Raw genomic sequence first — 23,587 nt, forward strand, 5'->3', positions numbered from 1 at the left:
TGAGCGAGGTTTTGCGCCACGCTGGGGCGTTCGGTAACAAGATGGTGCGCGCAGGGGAACAGTTTTTGCGAGGCAAAAAGCATCGCGGGCAAGCCCGCTCCCACAGGGAAATCATCGTACCTGTGGGAGCGGGCTTGCCCGCGATAGAGGCGACTTGATATTGAATCAGTGCGCAGTCAGTTCGATCACACAGCATGGGCCATTGCTGGAGACTTCCAACAACCCAGTGTTACCGTCCAGTTGCAGGCAATCATGGCGACCCAGTTGCGAAACGCTGTTACCGGCTTTCACCTCCAATGCGTCGGCGATGCTGAACACCAACACGGTCCCCGCCGAACTGAAAAACCGCTGTTCACCCGCCAGCCACTGCAACCGCGCGCTGTAACGTTGCGGCGCATAAATCAGGTTGAAATCGCGGATCGGCCCGCCGAGCAGTGTGCAGGACACTTCGCTCTCACCACTGAAGGCAAACGGGTGCAGCGGTAACAACGGATGCGTGTCCTGGCCATCCACCCGCAAGGTCATGCCGTCACCTTGCAGCACAGTGATGACCCGCTCGTAACCGGTGAATGTCGAGAAACCACCCGACTCGCCGATGTCGGCAATCGACAGGCGCCAGCCGAAACCCTCAAGGCCAACGCCCGCATCGCGGGTGATTTCTTCAGTGCTGCCGCCGCCGTTTTTCCACGGCATGCGCGGGTAATCTTTGGCGCGTAAAACCATTGTTCTCATTTATGAAACCGACCTTCCAGACGATGACGGGAACCGGGGTGGATCAAACGGGCGGCGGTCACGGGCTGACGGCCGGACCAGGTGCGGCGACGAATCAGCAGGCACGGCTCGCCCTTTTCAATCTGCAGCAATTTGCACTCCGACGCCTCGGCCAGAATCGCCTCGACCACGTGCTCACCTTCGGTCAGCGGCGCGACCTGGTTCAAGTAGGCATAAGGCGTTTGGAGGGTGAAATCCTGCTTGAGGTACTCCGGGGCGACCAGCGCGTTGACGAAACGGTCTTCGATTTGCACCGGGATATCGTTTTCGAAATGCACGATCAGCGAATGGAAAACCTTCTGCCCTTCGCGCATATCCAGCGCCAAAGCGCGCTCGGAGCCGGCGGCCTCTTCTTCAAGGGTGATCACCTTGCAGGTATGGCGATGGCCACGGGAGGCGATCTCGTCGGCGATGTTGTGCACTTCAAACAGCGCGGACTGGCTTTTCGGCTCGGCGACGAACGTACCCACGCCTTGCATGCGCACCAACAGACCGTCGGCGGTCATCTCGCGCAGGGCACGGTTGATGGTCATGCGGCTGAAGCCGAGCTGGCTGACCAGCTCGCTTTCCGACGGAACGCGGTAGTGCGGCGGCCAGTTTCCACTGTCGATTTGCTGGGTAATCATCTGTTTGACGCGGGCGTACAAGGGCGCCGGACTGTCGCCCATGTTCGCGGCCAACGGTGACACTGGGGGCGGAGTCGGCACGGTTAATCCTTGTTCGTTTGAGAAGAGTTGCTAGCTTGCCGGAGTTTACCGAGCAGGCAAACGTCTGTATATGTATATACAAATAACACACGATGGGGTGCTGAACCATGTCCGCCTTCTTTGCCGAACGCGCGCTGCTGCCTAGTGGATGGGCCAACAATGTACGTCTTGAGGTCAACGCCGAGGGCGTATTGACCCATATCCAGGCCGATTCCCATGCAGATGGCGCCGAACGGCTAAGCGGTCCGCTGCTGCCGGGGATGCCGAATCTGCACTCCCATGCCTTCCAGCGAGCGATGGCCGGTTTGGCGGAAGTGGCGGGTAATCCGAACGACAGTTTCTGGACCTGGCGCGATTTGATGTATCGCCTCGTCGGAAAAATCAGCCCGGATCAACTCGGCGTCATCGCCCGTCAGCTCTACATCGAAATGCTCAAGGCTGGTTACACCTCGGTCGCGGAATTTCATTACGTGCACCACGACACCAATGGCCAGCCTTACGCCGACCCGGCCGAACTGGCGCTGCGTATCAGCCAGGCGGCGAGTTCCGCCGGTATCGGCCTGACCCTGCTGCCGGTGCTCTACAGCCATTCCGGTTTCGGTGGCCAGACGCCCAACGAAGGCCAGCGCCGCTTTATCAACAGCACCGAGAACTACCTGAAACTTCAGTCGCGCTTGCAGCCGATCCTGGCGCAGCAACCGGCGCAGTCGCTGGGCTTGTGCTTCCATTCGCTACGCGCAGTAACCCCGCAGCAGATCAGCGAAGTGCTGGCCGCCAGCGACAAACAATGCCCGGTGCACATTCACATTGCCGAACAACAGAAGGAAGTCGACGACTGTTTGACCTGGAGCGGTCGTCGTCCGCTGCAATGGCTGTACGAAAACAATGAGGTCGATCAGCGCTGGTGCCTGGTTCACGCCACCCACGCCAACGCGGAAGAAGTCACGCTGATGTCCAAGAGTCGCGCCATTGCCGGTTTATGCCTGACCACCGAAGCCAACCTTGGCGACGGAATTTTCCCGGCGGTGGATTTCCTCGCTCAGGGCGGACGCATGGGTATTGGTTCCGACAGTCATGTGTCGTTGAGCGTGGTGGAAGAATTGCGCTGGCTGGAATACGGCCAGCGTCTGCGAGATCAGCGGCGTAATCGTTTGTATGGCGCGGAGCAGCCGATGGTGGGTCGCACGCTGTACGACGCAGCACTGGATGGCGGCGCTCAGGCGTTGGGTCAGCCGATTGGCGCATTGGAAGTCGGTAAGCGTGCGGATTGGCTGGTACTGGACGGCAACGATCCGTACCTGGCGACGGCCAGTGGCGACGGGATTTTGAATCGCTGGTTGTTTGCCGGTGGTGATCGTCAGGTGCGTGATGTGCTGGTCAATGGCCAGTGGGTCGTGCGTGACGGGCGTCATGCGGGAGAAGAAGAAAGCAATCGCGCCTTCACCCAGGTCCTGCGCGATCTTCTGGGCTAACCCCAAACAAAATGTGGGAGCGAGCCTGCTCGCGAAGGGGCCATCAGATTCAACAGAGATGTTGACTGACAGTCCGCCTTCGCGAGCAGGCTCGCTCCCACATTGGGTTTCTGCAAACAGTTAGTTCGAGGTCTTGGCCATCTGCGTATCCGTCGCACGCCAGATCAGCCGCGTGGTGTCGTAACCTTGCTGACGCGCCTTGCTCAGCAATTCCTCTCGAACCACGCCATTGACCGTCGGGGTCCGCGACAGCAGCCACAGGTACTTGCGACTCGGGTCGCCCACAATGGCTGTCTTGTAGTCATCGCTGACGTACAACACCCAGTATTCGCCCTTCGCCGTACCGGGCAGCAGACGAGAAAACCAGGTATCGAACTCGACCCACAGTTTGTCGAATTTACCCGACACCTGTGGATAAGCCGTGCCCTTGACCTCTTCCCACTGCCACTGCGGTGTCAGGCAGCGGTTCAACACCGCCATGTTGCCGTCAGGCTTGAGGCTGTAATGGGCTTCGGACTGCGCGCAGTCGCGCTGGAAATACATCGGCAGGCGAGCCAACTCGTACCAGGTTCCCTGGTAACGCTTGAGGTTGACGCTGTTGACCGTTTTTGGCGCCAACGAATCATGGCCAGAAGTGGCGCAGCCAGCCAATACCAGGCCGGCAAAAAGTACGAACAGGAACCGCTTCATTGTTTTTCTCCCGTGGGCGCAACGCCCCGGTTTACTTCAGGCCTTGGCCGGAAAACATCAATACTTTGTCACCGGCGTACTGCACGCTGATAAAGCTGTTTTTGTCGCCCCAGGTGCAACTGGACATACCGAGCGCGCCCGAGCAATCAGCAGGTTGACCCAACAACGTTTCGACCTCGGCCTTAGGCATGCCGGTCGACAGTTTCGAGTAGTTTTCCTGATTGACCTTGCTGCATGCGGCCAACAACACGCAGAACGAGAGCAAGGCGATAGATCGCAGCGACATGGTGAAACTCCTGGAGCGAAGGGGAATGGCATGGCTGCCAAGCAGAAGCTTAGAAGAGAAAACCCTCTTCTGGTTCCCCGACCGTCACGCTATTTATCAGGCCACTCGTCTGCCTTTTTTCGAAAAATCAGCCACTTTCTTACGCAAATGGGTATTTCGTCAGTTTTTGCAAAAAGACGCCTAATCTTTGGCGCTGGCCAGTCGACACAGAGGGATCCCACAGCCCTGACTGTGGCAAATTGACGCCCCCAGTTGATCAGCCCCTCCGCGGTAGCTCATTTAATGACCAGAAACATGAAGTTCAGCCACAAGATCTTGTTGGCTGCCGCCCTCGTGGTGGCCGTTGCATTCGCTTGTTTCATCCTGTTCAACGACTACCGCCAGCGCCAGACCCTGCGCAGCAGTACCGAATCTTCGATGCAGGAACTCGGCAGCCTGACCACCAGCAACATCCAGACCTGGCTGGAAAGCCGCATTCAGTTGCTGCAATCGTTGTCCCAGCAGATCGCCATGGATGGCAGCGCCCCCGCCAGCCTGAAACGCGCCATCGACCTGCCGGCTTACACCAGCAACTTCCAGCTGAGCTATTTCGGCGGCACTGACGGGGTGATGTTCTCGGTCCCGGCCGGCAATCGCGCCGCCGACTACGACCCTCGCGCTCGCGGCTGGTACAAGGCGGCCAACAGCGCGCAACAGACCATCGTCACCGAACCGTACATCGCTGCGTCCTCGGGCAAATTGGTAATCACCGTCGCCACGCCCGTGAAGAATCAGGGCCAGATGATCGGTGTCGCCGGTGCGGACATCGACCTGTCCAGCGTCAGCGCAATCATCAACTCGCTGAATTTCGGCGGCCACGGCCATGCATTCATCGTCAGCGCCGACGGCAAGATCCTGATCCACCCGGACAGCAAACTGGTGCTCAAAGGACTGGCCGATGCCTACCCGAACGGCGCGCCGAAAGTCAGCCCGGGCATGAAAGAAGTCGAGTTCGACGGCAAGACCCAGTTCATCTCCTTCACCCACGTCAACGGCGTGCCGTCGGCGGACTGGTATGTGGCGCTGGTGCTGGATCAGGACACCGCGTTCTCGATGCTCAGCGAATTCCGCACCTCGGCGATCATCGCCATGGTCATCGCCGTGGTGATCATCATCGCGTTGCTGGGCATGTTGATCAGCTTCCTGATGCAGCCGCTGCTGACCATGGGCCGCGCGATGCATGACATCGCCGAAGGCGAAGGTGACCTGACCAAACGCCTGACCATCCACGGCCAGGACGAATTCGGCGCACTGGGCACCTCGTTCAACCGTTTTGTAGAACGTATTCACACCTCGATTCGCGAAGTGTCCTCGGCCACCGGCCAGGTCAACGAAGTCGCCCTGCGTGTGGTGGCCGCGTCCAACTCGTCGATGTTCAACTCCGACCAGCAAGCCTCGCGCACCAGCAGCGTGGCCGCCGCGATCAACGAACTGGGGGCCGCCGCCCAGGAAATCGCCCAGAACGCCGCCCTCGCCTCGCAGCATTCGAGCGACGCCCGCGCCCTCGCCGAGGACGGTCAGCAAGTGGTGGATAAAACCATCGCTGCGATGCAGCAGCTGTCGGCGAAGATCAGCGATTCGTGCGGCAACATCGAAACACTCAACAGCAACACCGTGAACATCGGGCAGATTCTGGAAGTGATCACCAGCATCTCCCAGCAGACCAACTTGCTGGCCCTGAACGCGGCCATCGAAGCAGCCCGTGCCGGTGAAGCCGGTCGTGGCTTTGCCGTGGTGGCGGACGAGGTGCGCAACCTCGCCCACCGCACTCAGGATTCGGCGCAGCAAGTGCAGAAGATGATCGAGGAGCTGCAAGTCGGCGCCCGTGAAGCGGTCAGCACCATGACCGACAGCCAGCGCCAGAGCGAAAGCAGCGTCGGCATCGCCAACCAGGCCGGTGAACGCCTGGGCAGCGTGACGCAGCGCATTGGTGAAATCGACGGGATGAACCAGTCAGTGGCGACGGCGACGGAAGAACAGACCGCGGTGGTGGAGTCGATCAACGTCGACATTACCGAGATCAACACCTTGAACCAGGAAGGGGTGGAGAACTTGCAGTCGACCTTGCGTGCGTGTGCGGATCTTGAGCAGCAGGCGGCGCGATTGAAGCAGTTGGTGGGTAGCTTCAGAATCTAAGGCGCTCTTACTGGCCTCTTCGCGGGCAAGCCCGCTCCCACAGGGATCTTCGGTGGACAGAGATCATTGTGGGAGCGGGCTTGCCCGCGATGGCGGCATTAGCAAAAAAGAAGCATCAGAACCGAGATCCAGGCCCCGAAAGAAACTCTATTTCCTCAGCCGTAGACGCCCGCCCCAACACCGCATTGCGATGCGGAAACCGTCCAAACCGCGCAATCACGTCCCGATGCCGCTCGGCATAATCCAGGTTATCGGCAAACACCGCCCGATCAGCCTCCGGCTGCTGCGCCACCAATTCGATGAACCGCGAAACAGCTTCGTTCTGCACCGCCAGATGCTCGCAATGCTCCAGCACCAGGTAAATAAACACCCGCTGAATCGGCTGCAGCTGCCGATCAAAATCCGCAGCAATGCCTTGCGCCACCAGAGCCTGAGCCCTGAGATCGCCGGAAAAGGATTTGGGAGTGTCGCGGTAGATCATTCGCGGGAGTTGATCGAGCAGCAGCACCAGAGCCAGCCAACCTTCGGGGCGTTGCGCCCAGTCAGTCAATCCGCCGACCAGTGCCTGCTCGACCCAGTCCCCGAAACGCGTTTGCGCTTCGAGGTCCTGGCTGTTGCGCTTGCCGAACCATAACTTGCCCTTGGCGGCCGCTGTTTCGTTCGCTGATCCGGAAGAACCGAACCACCAATCGAGCAACGGCTGCCAGGGCGCGGTCATGGTTTAGGCCCTGTGGTAAGCCGTGACGCGTTCGACTTCTTCTTTCGAACCGAGGAACACCGCGACACGCTGGTGCAGGCCGTCCGGCTTGATGTCGAGAATGCGCTGATGGCCATCGGTGGAAGCGCCGCCGGCCTGTTCAACCAGGAACGACATCGGGTTGGCTTCGTACATCAGACGCAGCTTGCCCGGCTTGGACGGCTCGCGGCTGTCGCGCGGGTACATGAACAGACCGCCACGGGTCAGGATGCGGTGCACGTCCGCGACCATCGCGGCGACCCAACGCATGTTGTAGTTCTTTTTCAGCGGGCCTTCTTCGCCAGCCAGCAATTCGCCGACGTAACGTTGTACCGGGGCTTCCCAGTGACGCTGGTTGGAGGCGTTGATCGCGAATTCCTGAGTGGAGGTCGGGATCTTGATGTCTTCGTGGGTCAGCACGAAGCTGCCCATTTCACGGTCCAGGGTGAAGCCTTTAACGCCATCACCCAGGGTCAGGATCAACATGGTCTGTGGACCGTAGATCGCGTAACCGGCAGCCACTTGCTCGGTGCCTGGCTGCAGGAAGGCCTTCTCGTTCAAAGGCTCGTTCTGGCTCAGGTATTCGTTCGGGCAACGCAGCACCGAGAAGATCGTACCGACCGGTGCGTTGATGTCGATGTTCGACGAACCGTCCAGCGGGTCGAATACCAGCAGGTACGCGCCTTTCGGGTATTTGCCCGGGATCTGGTAGGCATTGTCCATTTCTTCGGACGCCATGCCGGCCAGGTGACCACCCCATTCGTTGGCTTCGAGCAGGATCTCGTTGGAGATCACGTCGAGTTTTTTCTGCACTTCACCTTGGACGTTTTCAGTGCCCATGCTGCCCAGAACACCACCCAATGCGCCTTTGGACACGGCGTGGTTGATCTCTTTGCAAGCACGCGCCACCACTTCGATCAGGAAACGCAGATCGGCAGGGGTGTTGTTGCTACGGGTCTGCTCAATCAAATAGCGACTCAGGGTAACGCGGGACATGGAAGGCTCCGGTGGAATGGGGGGCTAAAAACCCGCGCAGTTTAACGCGAGTCGAGGCGCATTTCCTCCTATCAGACGTGATACGCCCAAGAGAGTTCATGCACCGGGATGAGCGTAGTTCGAAACGGGCATTTTTACCGGCCGATAAACCGCTATCGCGAGCAGGCTCACGCCCACTTGGATCCTATGAACACGGGAGATCCACTGCGGGAACGCGCCTGCTCGCGATGGGGGCGCAACACCCGCTTTCAGGGTTTGACAGGGGGCTTGCGCAGCAAGCTGAACGCCATCGCTGCCAGGAACAGCACACTCAGCAACAACACCGCCCACAACCCGATTTTTTTCCAGCTCGTGCCCGCCGTTGCCGTCGTGATCACCGTCGATGTCGGCGTCACCACCGCCCCGCCGTCCACCGTTGCCTTGCCCAATGTCGCCAGTTTCTGCGCGCTGTAATCCGGAATCAGCGTCGACAACGGCAAGCTCGCCGCTTTCACCGTCGCACTCCCCAGCGCCAGCATGTAAGGCCCGGGGCCGCGTGCCAGGAACACCAGTTGCGTCGAGCGCACAGCGAACTTCAGCGTCGGCGCTTCGGCACCCAGGCCGCCGCCACGCTCGTCCACCACCAGCTTCAACTGCTGCACGGTTTGCCCCGACAACTGCAATTCGTTTTGCACCACGTCCTGGCCACTCTGGGTCAGGCGATACAGCAAACCGCTGCCCAGCGGCTGCCACGGCAAACTGCTCTCGCGGCGACCCGACAACGTCACCGGCGCCAGACTATTGGGCTGACTCAGATCGACCTGCACCCGTTCGACATTCAGCCCCATCGGCAACTGCCAAGTGTATTCACCGACCTTCGCGCTGCTGCCGGCCAACGCTTGAGACCAGACCAACGGCAGCGGCAAGCTGCGGGTGCTGGCGCTTTCCAGCTGCGCCGAGGTCAGCGCTGGCGCCGATTGCGGCGAATTCCACAGCAAGCGCAGATAGCGCGCCGATTGCCCCGGCAACCCGACTTCATGCTGCTCGACCTGTTCGTCGGCAAACGTCAGCCGTGCGACCTGCCCTTCGCCCCACGATTGCCAATGCTGCAAGTCGTCGCTGGCTTCTATGCTGAATCGCTGGAAGCCGTCACGCTCGCTGGTCCAGTCGAGGACCAATTGCTGCAACGGCGCCTTGATGCCACTGGCATCGAGCAACCAGCCGCGCAGGACTTCTTCGCCCGCCTCCAACTGACTGGACGGCTGCACTTCGACCAGGGTGCCGTTGGCACTCGATTGCACCCGCACGCTGGGCGCGCGCTCGGTGGAATCCGCCGAGTTGTACAGCGGGAACCACTTCACGTCGGTCAGCGTGCGATCTTTGCGGGTCTGGGCCGATTCCCGCGCCAGGGCATACGCCTGAACCTGACCGGCGGCGTTGAACACACGCACATCACTCAGGTCGGTTTGCCGCGCATTCAACTGCACGCTCAACGGCAATTCGAGGCGATACCACGGGCCTTCGCCGCTCACGGACAACGGCACTTGAGTGGTGAAATCCGCCGGTTGCTCCTGGGCGCTGACTGACAACGTCACACCCAGCGCAACGGCACCCAACCATCCCAGGTTCAGCTTCTGACTCAAGACGACACTCCTTCGGTTTCCGGGGCCGGTTTTTCAGATTCCGGCACAGCCTCGGCACGCTTGGGCGGCAGCGGCGCGAAATAGCCCACCACCAGTAGCAGCACACCCACGCCGATAAACGACACGATCCGCGCGAGCCCGCCGCGGTTACTCAATTCCACAAAGAACAGCTTGGCCACCACCACGCCAATCAACGCCGCACCGATCAGCCAGACCTCGCGACGATGGCGCAAATGGCCACCGATCATCAGGCTCAGCGCCATCAGGGTCCAGACGATGGACAGGCCGGCCTGCACCAGCATCGATTCCAGCAAGGCATCGAATTCGAACGGCACACCGCCCCATTGGTGCGCGGTGCGCATCACCAACGCAGTGAAGAACACGAACAGCGAAACCCCGGCGATCAATTGCGTGGCGTGTTCGGCGTAATCCTTGCGGACCGCCAGCTGCGTCACCGCGCTGCGCGACCAGACGTAGACGCCGAACAGCGCACATAGCAGGCCCAATTCCAGCGGGTTGATCAGCGGCACATAAGGCAGCGGTTCGGCGGTGCCGTCGCTGACCACGTTCGCCAGCCAGAACCAGCCGAGCATCAGCAGCGCCAACGGTGCCGCCGCATACAGTCGGTACTCGCGGGGATACGCCGACACCGGCCACGGCCAAGTGCGCGGCGCCGCCATCAGCACCAGGTACAGACTCGGCAGAATCGCCCAGCCCAACCAGCGCCAGGCGTTGTACTGCTCGGACAACAACAGCAAGCCGTAACGCAGTTCCAGCGCCAGCACACCGATCAACAACCAGCAGCCAAGCACATGCGCGGTGCTGAGCGCGCGCACCCGCAACATCGGCGCCAGTCGTTTCAGCGAAACGAAATGCACGACAAACACCGCCGCCCAGGCCAACCAGCCAAAACTGGCCGCCGGGTGATAACGCGAATGCCACGCCGCGAGCAACACCACGCCGGCCGCGGGTATCAGCAAGGTGCAGAGCAAACCCAGCGAAGACCATTTCAAGCGCAGTGCCAACAGTGTCCACAGCGCCACACTAATGGCCGCCACCGCCAGCAGCAGCGGCGCTTGCAGATTCACCGGCGCAAAGCGCAGCACTTCACTGACCCACGCCAGCGCCCACCAACCTGCACCCCACACCAGCAGCACTTCGGACAAACGCTGCAAGCTCAACACATCGAACGCCGAAGCATGGTTGCCCAGCTGCAATCGCCAGGCCCCGACCAGCGCCGCCAAGCCCAGTACCAACGGCGTCCAGAAACCGCTGTGCGCCAGTGGCTTCAGTCCTTCGCTGGCCAACGGTCCGAGCAGGTCCGGCCCGGCAAACAGGAACGCCGCGCCGCCAATCACCTGCAACAGCAAACCGAAGACAAAACTCACGCGCTGCTTGAGATACAGGCTCAACCAGATGATGAACAAACCACTGGCCGCCCACACCGCACTCGCGGTCTGCCATGGCAGCACGAACAGCACCGCCAGATTGATCAGCACCAGGCCGGCCAGCAACACCACCGACAAACCGCGCAGCAGTCGCACGTCGCTGCGCACCATGTCATCACGGGCCGCCAGCAGCATGCCGGCGATCAACGCCAGGCCGATCAGCGAGGCACTGAGCAAACCGCTCCAGCCGGCACTGAACACCGCCGCCGATTCACCGCCAGCACCTTGCAGACGCAGCAGGAACAACGCGCCACCGAGCAATTGCACAGCAAACGCGGTGAACAGGAACGTGCGCGATTGCAGGCGCAGACCGACAAACAACGTCGCCAGCCCGGCCAGCGCCCAACTGATCGCCGTACCGTGGGTGAAGAAAAACAACGGCGCCAATAGGTAAAGGAACATCAGGCCGAGGCAAGCCAGTACCGGCAGCCCTTTGCGTTCCCATTGCGCCGTGTGCTCCGGCGAGGCTTGGCGCAATTGGTAGAAGCTGAACAACAACGCCACGCCGAGCATCAACGCACCCAACGGTGCGCCGTCGAGCAGGCTGCTTTCGCCGATCCGCAGCTCGCTGAGAAACGCCAGCGCCGAACCCAGTTGCAGCAACAAGGCAAAGGCCCTGGCCAACGGGCGTTGCTGACGCAAGCCGAGCCAGAAAATCCCGGCACCTTCGACGGCCCAGGCCGCCGACGTCCAGCGCGCATCCAGCCCCAATGGAATCGCCAGACTGGCGAAAATCACACCCAGTGCCAGACAGGTTTCTGCCACCAACAACGCGCGGCCGCCCATCAGCAATCGGGCCAGCCCCATGTAAATCATGCCCAGCGCCAATGCGCTGAACGCGGCGGCAAACTCAAGGTGCTGGACCAGCGCGAACTGCAAGCCGAAGCCCACCAACGGCGGGCCAAACAGCATCGTGCCGTCGACGTAATCACCTTTACGCGCCGACCAGCGCAGCAACGCCTCGCGACTGTCGTCCTCGGGCGCATCGCTCATTTCCAGTAACTTGCGCCGGGCGAACAGCAGGCCGATGGCCAGGTACATCAGGAAAAACAGGATCAGGAACGGCTCGGTGCTCCACAGCAACTCTGGCGTGTAGGAACGCAGGCCCCAGGCGAAACCGATACCGAAGGTGCCGACGAAGCCAATCAAGTTGAGCAATCGCCAGGCCTTGAACCAGGCGATGGCGAGGATGCCGGCGTTGAGCAACGCAAAGTAGCTGAACAGCGCGACGTGATTGCCGGCGCCAGTGGACGTGAGAATCGGCGCGGCAAAACCGCCCAGCGCGGCGACGCAGGCCAACGCCAGGGAGTCCTGGGTGATCGCCAGAATGGCCGAGAACACCGTCACCGCCACCAGCAAGCCAAGCGCTGCGGTGGGATCAAGCAACGGATGCAAACGCATGGCGGCGAACACCGTCAGGTACAGCACGGCAATGCCGGTGCCTTGCAGCATCAATGCGTAATGGGTGTTGCGATGACGCAGCCACCAGCCCAGTCCGAGCAGGCCCAATGCTGCCGCCGCAACCCCGGCGTAACGCAGTTCAATCGGCACCACCATGCCTTCGGTTGCGTAGCGCAGCAGAAAGGCCAGACCGAGGAACAACAGCACCACACCGACCCGCAGCACAGTGTTGCCACCGAACAGCCAGGCGCGGGCGCCACTGATGGCGCGATCGATAAAGTTAGGGCCGCGCGGGATGGCAGGTTCGCGGGCAACCGGCTCGGGTTTCCAGACATCGGCCGGCAGTGGCTGACTGGACTCAGTCGCCGCAGTGGTGATCGGTTCGAGTTCGGCAGGGAGGTCCCAGATCAGTTCCGGGCTGTCGGCAGGGATTTCGTCGAGCGTAAATTCAGGAGGCGCAACGGACTCGCTGGCGATCGGTTCGCCGGTTTCAGACGCCTTGACGCCGGACACTTCGAGCAAGGTCAGTCGTTGCTGCACGGCATTCAGCGCAACTTGCGTCTGCTCCAGCAAAAGGTGCTGCTCGGCCGCTTTTGAACCTAAACGGGCGATGTGAATGGCTTGGCCAATACCCAAGCCGAGCAATGCGCCCAACAGCGCATCACTGAACGACTCATCGAGTATCCAGCCGAGCACCAGCCCAATCAGCATGAAAATCCATTGCATGGTCGATATCCCTAAGCGGCTCATTGCCTTGTGGCGTCTGCACTGACGTCATCGCGGGCAAGTCACGCTCCCACAGGATTTTCATGAGCCGAAAGAACGACGATGACCTGTGGGAGCGTGACTTGCCCGCGATTGAGCGCGCAGCGCTCACTGAAACTGGTGCTTAGTATATCGGCCAGGCCCAACAACCGTCGGGCCTTGCACGCAATTATTGCGAAAAGTTACTCCAGTGCCTTCCAGATGTCCGTCGCGTACTCACGAATAGTCCGGTCCGAGGAGAACCAGCCCATCCGCGAGGTGTTCAACACCGCCGAACGCCACCATTCCTTGGAGTCGTGCCAATGGGCTTCAACGCGCATCTGCGCGTCCCAATAAGAGTCGAAGTCGGCACAGACCAGGAAGCGGTCGTAGTCCACCAGCGAATCGATCAACCCGGTATAACGGGACGGATCATCCGGCGAGAACACCCCGCCACGAATCGCTTGCAGCACGTCGCTCAGCCGATGGGACGCTGCGATATCCGGCGTCGCGTTGAACTCATGGTTCTGTTTGCGTGCTTCAACCTGCTGCGCACTGAGGCCGAAGATGAACATGTGCTCGGCGCCGATGCGTTCGCACATTTCGACGTTGGCCCCGTCCAGGGTGCCAATAGTCAATGCACCGTTGAGGCCGAACTTCATGTTGCTGGTGCCAGAGGCTTCGAAGCCTGCGGTGGAAATCTGCTCCGACAAATCCGCCGCCGGAATAATGCTCTCCGCCAGGCTGACGTTGTAGTTGGGCAGGAACACCACTTTGAGCAGACCGCGCACGGTCGGGTCGTTATTCACCACCCGGGCAATGTCGTTGGTCAATTTGATGATCAGCTTGGCCTGGTGATAACTGGCGGCGGCCTTGCCGGCGAAGATCTTCACGCGCGGCACCCAGTCGACTTCCGGTTCGGCCCGAATCGCCTGATACAACGCTACGGTGTGCATCAGGTTGAGCAACTGGCGTTTGTACTCGTGGATCCGTTTGACCTGCACGTCGAACATCGCCGCCGGGTTGACTGCCACGCCCAGCCGCTCGTGAATCAGGTACGCCAGGGCTTTTTTACTGTGCAGACGCTGATCGGCGAAGGCTTTTCGGAACGCGGATTTCTCGGCGAACGGTTCCAGATCGAGCAAGCGCTCTTCGGGGTTATCGAGCAAATCAGGCCCGAGGGCATCGACCATCATCGACGTCAGTTCAGGGTTGGCCTGGTACAGCCAGCGGCGGAAGGTGATGCCGTTGGTCTTGTTGTTGATCCGGTCGGGGTAGAGTTTGTGCAGTTCGGAGAATACGGTTTTACGCATTAACTGCGTGTGCAGCCCGGAGACACCGTTGACGCTGTGCGAACCAAGGAACGCGAGGTTGCCCATGCGCACACGGCGGCCATTGTCTTCTTCGATCAGCGACACCGCGCGCAACACGTCGAAGTCGTGAATCCCTTTGGCCCGCAGCGAATCGATGTGTTGGGCGTTGATCAGGTAAATGATCTGCATGTGCCGCGGCAACATCCGCTCCATCAAGCCGACCGGCCAGGTTTCCAGCGCTTCCGGCAGCAGCGTGTGGTTGGTGTACGACAGCGTGTCCACGGTGACTTGCCATGCTGCATCCCAGGCGACGTCGTAGACATCGACCAGTTGGCGCATCAATTCGGCCACGGCAATCGAGGGGTGCGTGTCGTTGAGCTGGATCGCCGCGTGGTCGCCCAGGGTCAGGACCGAGGTGTGCATGTTGCGGTGACGGCGCAGCAAATCCTGCAATGAGGCAGCGACGAAGAAATATTCCTGGCGCAGGCGCAGTTCCTGCCCGGCTTCGGTGCTGTCCGCGGGATAAAGCACGCGGGAAATACTTTCGGCCCGGGCGACTTCGGCCACGGCACCCAAGTGGTCACCGGCGTTGAAGCGTTCCAGGTGCAAATCTTCCATCGCGCGCGCGCGCCACAGACGCAAGGTATTGACGCTCGCCCCGCGCCAGCCGACCACCGGCGTGTCGTAAGCAATCGCGCGGACGGTTTCCACCGGGGTCCAGACTTGCTTGGTCTTGCCGTTTTCATCGGTGACGGTTTCGACGCCGCCGCCGAAGCCGATCGGGTAAACGACTTCTGGGCGCTCGAATTCCCACGGGTTGCCGAAGTCCAGCCAGTGTTCGGTCTGTTCCTGCTGCCAGCCGTCGACGATGGCCTGGCGGAACAAACCGTGTTCATAACGAATGCCGTAGCCGTGGCCGGCGATGCCCAGGGTCGACATGCTTTCCATGAAGCAGGCGGCCAGACGACCGAGGCCACCGTTGCCCAGCGCCGCGTCGGGCTCCAGCAGGCGAATGCGTTCGAGGTCGACACCGAGTTCGGTCAGCGCTTCGCGGGCGACGTCGAGCAAGCCCAGGTTGCTCAGGCTGTCGTAGAGCAGCCGGCCGATAAGAAATTCGAGGGAGAGGTAATAAACCCGTTTCTGTCCTTTGCGGTAGATCTGCCGGGTGTGGTCCATCCAGTGCTCGACCATGTGATCCCGCGCCGCCAGGGCGATGGCTTCGAACCAGTCGTGGTCGAAGGCGTGATCCGGGTCTTTACCCACCGCATAGGTGAGTTTGGTCAAGACGGCGTCGCGGAATGCGGCCACCTCTGCTTCGCGAACAAGTGGTTCTTGAGTCATCGATAGGACCTCGAGCGAGCGTGGAGTTGTTGAGCCTAGACGGTCTGACAGACGGTGAGGGCTCTGGTTCGGCAGTTTTTCCTGATAGTGCGAGATAGGTCGGCATTACCTTGTCGTGTGCCTGAATCAATGCAGGGGCCGTGCCGGATTAACGGTGCTTTTTGGGTGATACAGAAAAAATCTGGCGAAAGGTTGTTCAAAAATCCACCAGTCCCGGTATGATCGCGCGCCCTGATGCACGTAGCTGGTAACAACCGATGATGAAGCCCAACCTGATCGCCGCCGCTGAGATCGATCGCCTCGATACCTGGGCCAAGTACTCTGCGCCGATGTGCGGTTCCTGCGTGTCCAGCTGCTGCACGCTGCCGGTCGAGGTCAAGATCAAGGATCTGATCCGTATCGGCATCGTCGACGAGTTCGAACGCGGCGAGCCGGCGAAGAACATCGCCAAGCGCCTGCAGAAGGAAGGAATCGTCGAACGCTACAGCCAGAAGACCGAGATCTTCACCCTCCAGCGCATGAGCAACAACGATTGCCTGTACCTGGATCGTAAGAGCCGTCTGTGCACTATTTATGAAAAGCGCCCGGATACCTGCCGCAATCACCCGAAAATCGGGCCACGGCCGGGGTATTGCGCTTACAAGCCAAAGGAAGTGGCGCGCGAGACCAGCAGTAGCCGTCGTACCCTCGAAAAATTCTGATCCTCAGCCTGTGAACTGTGGCGAGGGAGCTTGCTCCCGCCTGAGTGCATAGCACTCAGAAAATCAGCTAGCTGCAAAAATCTGGGGCCGCTACGCAGCCCAGCGCGAGCAAGCTCGCTCGCCACAGTTACCGCACAAACCCCAGACAAACAAAAACGCCCCCGACCTTGCGGTCGGGGGCGTTTTTTTAAGCGTTAACTAAGTCGAAACTCAGTTGCCGCTTTTCTTGGCAGCGCGGGTACGCTCGCTTTCGCCCAGGATCTTCTTACGAAGACGGATGGACTTAGGAGTGACTTCGCACAATTCGTCTTCTTGAACGAATTCCAGAGCCTGCTCCAGAGTGAAGCGGATAGGCGGAACCAGAGCGATGGTTTCGTCTTTACCCGAAGCACGCATGTTGTCGAGCTTCTTGCCTTTGGTTGGGTTGACGCCCAGGTCGTTGTCGCGGCTGTTGATGCCGACGATTTGACCTTCGTACACGTCTTCACCGTGACCCAGGAACAGTTTGCCGCGAGCTTGCAGGGTTTCCAGCGAGTAAGTCAGTGCCTTACCGGTAGCAACCGACACCAGCACGCCGTTCTGACGGCCGGACATGTCGCCGGACTTCATCACGTCGTAACGGTCGAAGATCGAGGTCAGGATGCCTGCACCGGAGGTCAGGGTCAGGAACTCGTTACGGAAACCGATCAGGCCACGGGCCGGGATGTTGTACTCAAGGCGCACACGGCCCTTGCCATCCGGAACCATGTTGGTCAGGTCGCCCTTACGGATACCGATCTGTTCCATGATCGAACCTTGCGATTCTTCCGGCAGGTCGATGGTCACGTTTTCGTACGGTTCGTGCTTGACGCCATCAACCATGCGGATGATCACTTCCGGACGACCAACACCCATTTCGAAGCCTTCGCGACGCATGGTTTCGATCAGTACCGAGAGGTGCAGCTCACCACGGCCGGAGACTTTGAACTTGTCGGCGGTGTCGCCTTCTTCAACGCGCAGGGCAACGTTGTAGAGCAGTTCTTTGTCCAGACGTTCCTTGATGTTACGGGAAGTCACGAACTTGCCTTCTTTACCGCAGAAAGGCGAGTCGTTTACCTGGAAGGTCATGGAAACGGTTGGTTCGTCAACGGTCAGCGGCTTCATCGCTTCGACGTTCAGTGGGTCGCACAGAGTGTCGGAGATGAACAGCTGGTCGAAGCCGCTGATGCAGACGATGTCGCCGGCAGCTGCTTCGTCAACGTCGATACGGTGCAGACCGTGGTGACCCATCAGCTTCAGGATACGACCGTTACGCTTCTTGCCGTCGGCGTCGATAGCGACAACCGGAGTGTTCGGCTTGATGCGGCCACGAGCGATACGGCCAACGCCGATAACACCCAGGAAGCTGTTGTAGTCCAGAGCGGAGATTTGCATCTGGAACGGACCATCGCGGTCGACTTTCGGCGCAGGTACGTTGTCGACGATCGACTGGTACAGCGGGGTCATGTCTTCAGCCATGTCGGTGTGTTCCAGACCGGCAATGCCGTTCAGGGCCGAGGCGTAGACGACTTTGAAGTCCAGCTGTTCTTCGGTAGCACCGAGGTTGTCGAACAGGTCGAAGATCTGGTCCAGAACCCAGTCCGGACGCGCGCCTGGACGGTCAACCTTGTTGATGACCACGATTGGACGCAGGCCGGCTTCGAAAGCCTTCTTGGTCACGAAACGGGTTTGCGGCATAGGGCCGTCTTGAGCGTCAACCAGCAGCAGAACGGAGTCAACCATCGACATTACGCGTTCAACTTCGCCGCCGAAGTCGGCGTGGCCCGGGGTGTCCACGATGTTGATGTGGTAGCCGTTCCAGTTGATGGCGGTGTTTTTCGCCAGAATGGTAATACCGCGCTCTTTCTCCTGGTCGTTGGAGTCCATCACGCGCTCGTCGTTGAGCTCGTTGCGCTCCAGGGTGCCGGATTGACGCAAGAGTTTGTCTACCAGGGTGGTTTTACCATGGTCAACGTGAGCAATGATGGCGATGTTGCGTAGATTTTCGATCACTTGTGTATCTCGATCAGAGGATTCGGTGTGCTGACAAGTCTTGGCAGCGATTAACAGTAGAGTCAGGCCTTGCCGTTACAGCTTGACGGCAGAGTCGGGGGGCCGGTGACGCAGGCCACAGGCATACAGCCCCGGGCTCTTAGCTCGGTCGATAAACGCGCACATTGGCATGCCCCTCACTGAGCAAATGGTGGGCATGCAGGCGACTCATCACGCCTTTGTCGCAATACAGCAGGTACTGGCGAGTAGGGTCCAGTTCCTTGAAACGAGCGTTCAATGCATAGAAAGGCATCGCTTGTACCTCGATACCAGCCAGGGCCAGCGGATCATCTTCAGCGGCATCCGGGTGACGGATGTCGATGATGATTTGCCCCGCCAGCGCTTCGCTGACTTCTTCAATCTGCAAGTCCTGGCCCAATTCGTCGATTACGCGATCGATCGGGACCAGTTTGGCGTTCTCGAGCGCACGCTCAAGGACCGCCATGTCGAATTCTTTCTCTTCATGCTCCACGCGCGGACGCTTGGCGTGGGTCTTTGGGTTCACCGAGATGACCCCGCAGTATTCCGGCATGTGCTTGGCGAAGTCGGCAGTCCCGATTTCGTTGGCCAGGTCGATGATGTCCTGCTTGTGACTGGCGATCAGCGGACGCAAGACCAGCTTGTCGGTCACGCAGTCGATCACGGACAGGTTCGGCAACGTCTGGCTCGACACCTGGGAAATCGCTTCACCGGTGACCAGCGCTTCAATGTCCAGCCGATCAGCAATACGGGAAGCAGCGCGCAACATCATACGCTTCAAAACTACACCCATATGACTGTTATCGACTTTCCCGAGAATTTCTCCCAGAACTTCCTCGAACGGCACACTGACAAATAACACGCGTTGGGAGCTTCCGTACTTCTTCCAGATGAAGTGCGCGACTTCCATGACGCCCAGTTCATGGGCCCTTCCGCCCAGATTGAAGAAGCAGAAATGGCTCATCAGGCCACGACGCATGATCTGGTACGCCGCCACGGTGGAGTCGAAGCCACCGGACATCAGCACAAGCGTCTGCTCCAGTGCACCCAGCGGATAACCGCCGATGCTGTTGTGCTGGCTGTGGATCACAAACAACCGTTTGTCGCGAATTTCGATGCGAACTTCGATTTCCGGCTCTTTCAGCGAGATTCCGGCGGCGCCGCACTGACGACGCAGTTGGCTGCCGACGTATTTTTCGACGTCCATCGAGCTGAATTCGTGCTTGCCGGCACGCTTGCAGCGCACCGAGAAGATCTTGCCGGCCAGGGACTCACCGAAGTGCTGCTTGCACTTGGCGACGATGTCGTCGAAATCGCCCAACGGGTATTCATCGACCTGCAGGAAATGCGCGATGCCCGGCATGCAGCTCAGGCGCTCGGTCATCTCCTTCAGGGCTTTGGGCTCGCTGACGCGGGTTTCCAGCTCGAGATTGTCCCACACACCGTTCACCACCACGGCCGGGTCCAGGTCGCGGAGCACGGTGCGGATGTTTTTAGCCAATTGGCGGATGAAACGCATCCGTACCGGGCGGCTCTTGATGGTGATCTCGGGGAAGACTTTTACGATTAGTTTCATGAAAACAGCGCGCGCTGGGCCAGCCGAAAAAGGGGGGCGCGGATTATAGCGGAAATTGCTCAAGGTTTAACCAGTTAATGTGCAGAAGGTTTTGCGCGCACCAAAACAGGTCATTTATGGATTTTAACGCTACATTGTAGGGCGAGATTTTTCACCTGAAGACGCTTTGTGCCTTTATAAGCGTGAAATTGGGGCAAAAAACCCATGGTGGGGCACTGGCATGCAATTTGCTCCCTTGTGAGGCAGGTTGCCTTGGCAGAGTATTCGCGCCGGCATCACCCACATTCCAAGGGCATCCACTACTAAGCCCGAAGCCACCCGGAGGACACTATGTCGAAGTCGGTTCAACTCATCAAAGATCATGACGTCAAGTGGATTGATCTGCGCTTCACGGACACCAAAGGCACTCAGCACCACGTGACCATGCCGGCTCGCGACGCGCTGGATGACGCTTTCTTCGAAGAAGGCAAAATGTTCGACGGCTCCTCCATTGCTGGCTGGAAAGGCATCGAAGCCTCCGACATGATCCTGATGCCGGACGACAGCACTGCCGTACTCGACCCGTTCACCGAAGAGCCGACCCTGATCCTGGTTTGCGACGTGATCGAGCCTTCGACCATGCAAGGCTACGACCGCGACCCACGTGCGATCGCCAAGCGTGCCGAGGAATACCTGAAGTCGACCGGTATCGGTGACACCGTATTTGTGGGTCCGGAGCCTGAGTTCTTCATCTTCGACGAAGTGAAGTTCAAGTCCGACATCTCTGGCTCGATGTTCAAAATCTTCTCCGAACAAGGTTCGTGGATGTCCGACCAGGACGTGGAAGGCGGCAACCGTGGCCACCGTCCAGGCGTCAAAGGCGGCTACTTCCCTGTTCCGCCATTCGACCACGACCACGAAATCCGTACCTCCATGTGCAACGCCATGGAAGAAATGGGCCTGGTCATCGAAGTTCACCACCACGAAGTGGCGACTGCTGGCCAGAACGAAATCGGCGTGAAGTTCAACACCCTGGTTGCCAAGGCTGACGAAGTTCAAACCCTGAAGTACTGCGTACACAACGTTGCTGATGCATACGGCCGCACCGCGACCTTCATGCCTAAGCCTCTGTACGGCGACAACGGTTCGGGTATGCACGTTCACCTGTCCATCGCCAAAGATGGCAAGAACACCTTCGCTGGCGAAGGCTATGCCGGCCTGTCCGACACCGCCCTGTACTTCATCGGCGGTATCATCAAGCACGGTAAGGCACTGAACGGCTTTACCAACCCGTCGACCAACTCCTACAAGCGTCTGGTCCCAGGTTTCGAAGCACCGGTAATGCTGGCCTACTCGGCTCGCAACCGTTCCGCTTCGATCCGTATTCCTTACGTGTCCAGCCCTCGCGCTCGCCGTATCGAAGCCCGCTTCCCGGATCCAGCAGCCAACCCGTACCTGGGCTTCGCTGCACTGTTGATGGCTGGCCTGGACGGCATCCAGAACAAGATCCACCCTGGCGATGCTGCTGACAAAAACCTGTACGACCTGCCGCCTGAAGAGGCGAAAGAGATCCCACAAGTTTGCGGCAGCCTGAAAGAAGCCCTGGAAGAGCTGGACAAAGGTCGTGCGTTCCTGACCAAAGGCGGCGTGTTCTCCGATGACTTCATCGACGCTTACATCGCTCTGAAAAGCGAAGAAGAAATCAAGGTCCGCACCTTCGTACACCCACTGGAATATGAGCTGTACTACAGCTGCTGATCCGGTAGCGCTGCGACACGCAGCGTGACAAAAAGAGGCCTCCTTCGGGAGGCCTTTTTTGTTGGGGCAATTTCCCACAATGAAATTCGCCATCTCCTCGGGCGCACGCAGCATCGTCCGGCATCAACCACTTTTAATGACTCGTAGCCTGTCCTCTGCCCGAACTCAAAGGATGGATCGATGAAAACCCTTACGCTAAAGACATCACTGGTCGCTCTCTGCGCCCTCGCCCTTCAAAGCTGCACCACAACCACCATGGAAATCGAACGAGAAGTCCTGCTCAAAAGCAGCCGATCGTGGGATGACACACCTTACGCTCGCTACCCGGATGCGACACCCGAGCTGACAGTGCTCAGACTCAAGATACCCGCCAACACCCAACTGCCTTGGCACACCCACGCCATGCCCAATACGGGCTATGTCCTCTCCGGCGAGCTGATGATCGAGAACAAGGACAACGGCCAGACCAGACGCGTCAAACAAGGTGAAGCCGTGGCGGAAATGGTCGATATCGCCCATCGCGGGGTCACCGGTGATGAACCGGTAGAGCTGATTGTGTTCTATGCTGGCAGCGAAGGTATTCCACTGTCGGAGTAAATCCTTGCTGCTCACAGGGAGTCTGAATGCAGCCACTTTTAATGCTTTTGCTGCTGTCCTTCGTTTTTCCCGTGATGGCCCAAATCTACAAATACACCGACGCCGACGGCAACACTGCCTACAGCAATCAACCGCCCGATGGCGTCACGGCCCAACCGGTAGAACTGCCGCCGCTCAATAATATTGAGCACCCGCCGCTTCCCGCACCGCCTACCGATACCGTTAACCATCAGCAGCCACACCGCACCTATGAGGTACTGCAACTGACCGGCCTGCCCACCGAAGAGGCCCTGCGTGCCAACAATGGCACTTTCACCGTCAGCGTCCTGATCAAACCGCGCCTGAAAGCGCCGCACCTGCTGAGATTGCTGCTGGATGGACAACCGTATGGACAATCAAGCAATGTGCCGATCCTGCAACTGGTGAACATCGACCGCGGCGAGCACAGCCTGGCGGTACAGGTGGTTGATGGCGAGGATGCCCTTCAGCAAAGTCCGACCGTGACATTCACCGTGCAACGGGTGCACAAGCCGTGAGGCTGTGGCTGCTGATCGCCAGCTTGATCGCCTTCCCTGCGACAGCAGAGGTATTCACTTATCTCGACGCACAAGGCAATCGCGCATTCACCGACCAGCCGCAGCACGGCAACGCCAAACGCGTACCGCTGCCGACCAGCAATCGCATGGCTGCCCAGCCCACGGCTGCGAAGCCGCTGATTGCCGCGAATCCGCCCGAAGAGCAACCGCTGTTTCACTACGACTTGTTGCGCATACTGGTGCCAGAACCAGACGCGACAATCCGCAGCAATGCCGGCGAAATTATCGTCAGCGTCACCAACGAACCCCGCCTGCAACCGGGTCATCGCTACCGCCTGCTACTCGACGGCCAACCCACCGCCGAACCTGGCCTGAGTCCTGTATTTCCCCTGACCAATATCGATCGCGGCAGCCACAACCTGTCAGTGGAAATCCTCGACGAACAAGGCCGCACCGTCGAACGCACCGCCAACCAGCCCTTCCACATGCTGCGCACCTCACTCGCGCAACAACGCCGGGTCAAACCCTGCACCCTCGCCGACTACGGCCAACGGCCGGAATGCCCCCTCGAAGACAAACCGGAAGAAGAAAAAAATCCGTTCCTGCGTTTGTTCTAACGCCGTTCAGGTTTGCGCACTATATTGGTGCAATAGGGTGCACCGTACCCACATCGCAACCCATTTTGGTTC

Annotated in this window: 19 protein-coding genes and 1 pseudogene; 9 read left to right on the top strand and 11 right to left on the bottom strand. The window is 59.5% G+C overall.

All coding sequences use genetic code 11. From position 1 onward, the window contains the following. Positions 1-165: 165 nt before the first annotated feature. Entirely contained in the window at positions 166-732 is a 567-nt protein-coding gene (locus tag D882_RS0104565) for a HutD family protein (RefSeq protein WP_027922143.1), read from the bottom strand. Then, a complete protein-coding gene (hutC, locus tag D882_RS0104570; protein WP_172825957.1) occupies positions 729-1,439 on the bottom strand; it encodes a histidine utilization repressor in 711 nt (236 codons plus the stop codon). Before hutC ends, D882_RS0104565 begins: the two co-directional genes overlap by 4 nt. A gap of 146 nt (positions 1,440-1,585) precedes the next feature. Here hutC and D882_RS0104575 point away from each other — a divergent pair, with 146 nt between their 5' ends. Then, positions 1,586-2,950 carry a formimidoylglutamate deiminase gene (locus D882_RS0104575; RefSeq protein ID WP_027922145.1) on the top strand — a complete coding sequence of 455 codons (1,365 nt, stop codon included), beginning with the start codon at positions 1,586-1,588 and terminating at the stop codon, positions 2,948-2,950. A gap of 120 nt (positions 2,951-3,070) precedes the next feature. Here D882_RS0104575 and D882_RS0104580 read toward each other — a convergent pair whose 3' ends face one another. Together D882_RS0104580 and D882_RS0104585 are read right to left on the bottom strand one after the other, a co-directional pair. After that, positions 3,071-3,640 (bottom strand): lipocalin family protein, encoded by a 570-nt coding sequence (locus D882_RS0104580; protein WP_027922146.1) that lies wholly within the window; start codon positions 3,638-3,640, stop codon positions 3,071-3,073. A 31-nt stretch (positions 3,641-3,671) separates the two neighbouring features. Further along, positions 3,672-3,926, bottom strand: a complete 255-nt coding sequence (locus tag D882_RS0104585; protein ID WP_027922147.1) for a hypothetical protein — start codon at positions 3,924-3,926, stop codon at positions 3,672-3,674. A 25-nt stretch (positions 3,927-3,951) separates the two neighbouring features. Here D882_RS0104585 and D882_RS0104590 point away from each other — a divergent pair, with 25 nt between their 5' ends. The 3 genes and pseudogenes from D882_RS0104590 (at position 3,952) to D882_RS1000000133465 (ending at position 6,101) form a co-directional block, all read left to right on the top strand. Then, positions 3,952-4,110: a hypothetical protein gene (locus D882_RS0104590; protein WP_155953701.1), complete on the top strand. Its 159-nt coding sequence runs from the start codon at positions 3,952-3,954 to the stop codon at positions 4,108-4,110. Positions 4,111-4,220: 110 nt separating this feature from the next. Further along, a pseudogene (locus tag D882_RS1000000133460) lies at positions 4,221-5,243 on the top strand (cache domain-containing protein); the annotation flags it as partial. Between the two features lie 93 nt (positions 5,244-5,336). After that, the gene (locus tag D882_RS1000000133465) at positions 5,337-6,101 is read left to right on the top strand and encodes a methyl-accepting chemotaxis protein (protein WP_370694726.1); all 765 of its coding nucleotides are present in this window, start codon (positions 5,337-5,339) and stop codon (positions 6,099-6,101) included. Between the two features lie 115 nt (positions 6,102-6,216). On the opposite strand, the gene D882_RS0104600 is transcribed toward D882_RS1000000133465, so the two are convergent. The 5 genes from D882_RS0104600 to D882_RS0104620 form a co-directional block, all read right to left on the bottom strand. After that, complete coding sequence (locus D882_RS0104600) at positions 6,217-6,819, bottom strand: DUF924 family protein (RefSeq protein WP_027922150.1); 603 nt, start codon at positions 6,817-6,819, stop codon at positions 6,217-6,219. A gap of 3 nt (positions 6,820-6,822) precedes the next feature. Beyond that, positions 6,823-7,833 (bottom strand): class 1 fructose-bisphosphatase, encoded by a 1,011-nt coding sequence (locus tag D882_RS0104605; RefSeq protein WP_027922151.1) that lies wholly within the window; start codon positions 7,831-7,833, stop codon positions 6,823-6,825. 248 nt (positions 7,834-8,081) lie between these two features. After that, complete coding sequence (locus D882_RS0104610; protein ID WP_027922152.1) at positions 8,082-9,455, bottom strand: DUF3999 domain-containing protein; 1,374 nt, start codon at positions 9,453-9,455, stop codon at positions 8,082-8,084. Next, positions 9,452-13,030, bottom strand: a complete 3,579-nt coding sequence (locus tag D882_RS0104615; protein ID WP_027922153.1) for a DUF2339 domain-containing protein — start codon at positions 13,028-13,030, stop codon at positions 9,452-9,454. Before D882_RS0104615 ends, D882_RS0104610 begins: the two co-directional genes overlap by 4 nt. Before the next feature lie 221 nt (positions 13,031-13,251). After that, positions 13,252-15,702, bottom strand: a complete 2,451-nt coding sequence (locus tag D882_RS0104620) for a glycogen/starch/alpha-glucan phosphorylase (RefSeq protein ID WP_027922154.1) — start codon at positions 15,700-15,702, stop codon at positions 13,252-13,254. Between the two features lie 260 nt (positions 15,703-15,962). Between D882_RS0104620 and D882_RS0104625 the strand changes: the two genes are divergently transcribed. Beyond that, positions 15,963-16,403, top strand: a complete 441-nt coding sequence (locus D882_RS0104625; protein WP_027922155.1) for a YkgJ family cysteine cluster protein — start codon at positions 15,963-15,965, stop codon at positions 16,401-16,403. 210 nt (positions 16,404-16,613) lie between these two features. On the opposite strand, the gene typA is transcribed toward D882_RS0104625, so the two are convergent. Continuing rightward, positions 16,614-18,434, bottom strand: a complete 1,821-nt coding sequence (gene typA / locus D882_RS0104630) for a translational GTPase TypA (RefSeq protein WP_027922156.1) — start codon at positions 18,432-18,434, stop codon at positions 16,614-16,616. A gap of 139 nt (positions 18,435-18,573) precedes the next feature. Beyond that, positions 18,574-20,028, bottom strand: a complete 1,455-nt coding sequence (thiI, locus tag D882_RS0104635; RefSeq protein ID WP_027922157.1) for a tRNA uracil 4-sulfurtransferase ThiI — start codon at positions 20,026-20,028, stop codon at positions 18,574-18,576. A gap of 330 nt (positions 20,029-20,358) precedes the next feature. On the opposite strand from thiI, the gene glnA reads away from it, so the two are divergent. The 4 genes from glnA to D882_RS0104655 all read left to right on the top strand — a co-directional run bounded on the left by glnA (position 20,359) and on the right by D882_RS0104655 (position 23,515). Beyond that, a complete protein-coding gene (glnA, locus tag D882_RS0104640; RefSeq protein ID WP_027922158.1) occupies positions 20,359-21,765 on the top strand; it encodes a glutamate--ammonia ligase in 1,407 nt (468 codons plus the stop codon). Between the two features lie 180 nt (positions 21,766-21,945). Then, complete coding sequence (locus D882_RS0104645) at positions 21,946-22,362, top strand: cupin domain-containing protein (protein ID WP_027922159.1); 417 nt, start codon at positions 21,946-21,948, stop codon at positions 22,360-22,362. Positions 22,363-22,388: 26 nt separating this feature from the next. Then, positions 22,389-22,898: a DUF4124 domain-containing protein gene (locus D882_RS0104650; protein WP_027922160.1), complete on the top strand. Its 510-nt coding sequence runs from the start codon at positions 22,389-22,391 to the stop codon at positions 22,896-22,898. Next, positions 22,895-23,515 (top strand): DUF4124 domain-containing protein, encoded by a 621-nt coding sequence (locus tag D882_RS0104655; protein ID WP_027922161.1) that lies wholly within the window; start codon positions 22,895-22,897, stop codon positions 23,513-23,515. The genes D882_RS0104650 and D882_RS0104655 overlap by 4 nt, the downstream gene beginning before the upstream one ends. Positions 23,516-23,587 lie beyond the last annotated feature (72 nt).

This window comes from Pseudomonas sp. URMO17WK12:I12 (genome assembly GCF_000514395.1).
GTDB lineage: Bacteria > Pseudomonadota > Gammaproteobacteria > Pseudomonadales > Pseudomonadaceae > Aquipseudomonas > Aquipseudomonas mucoides.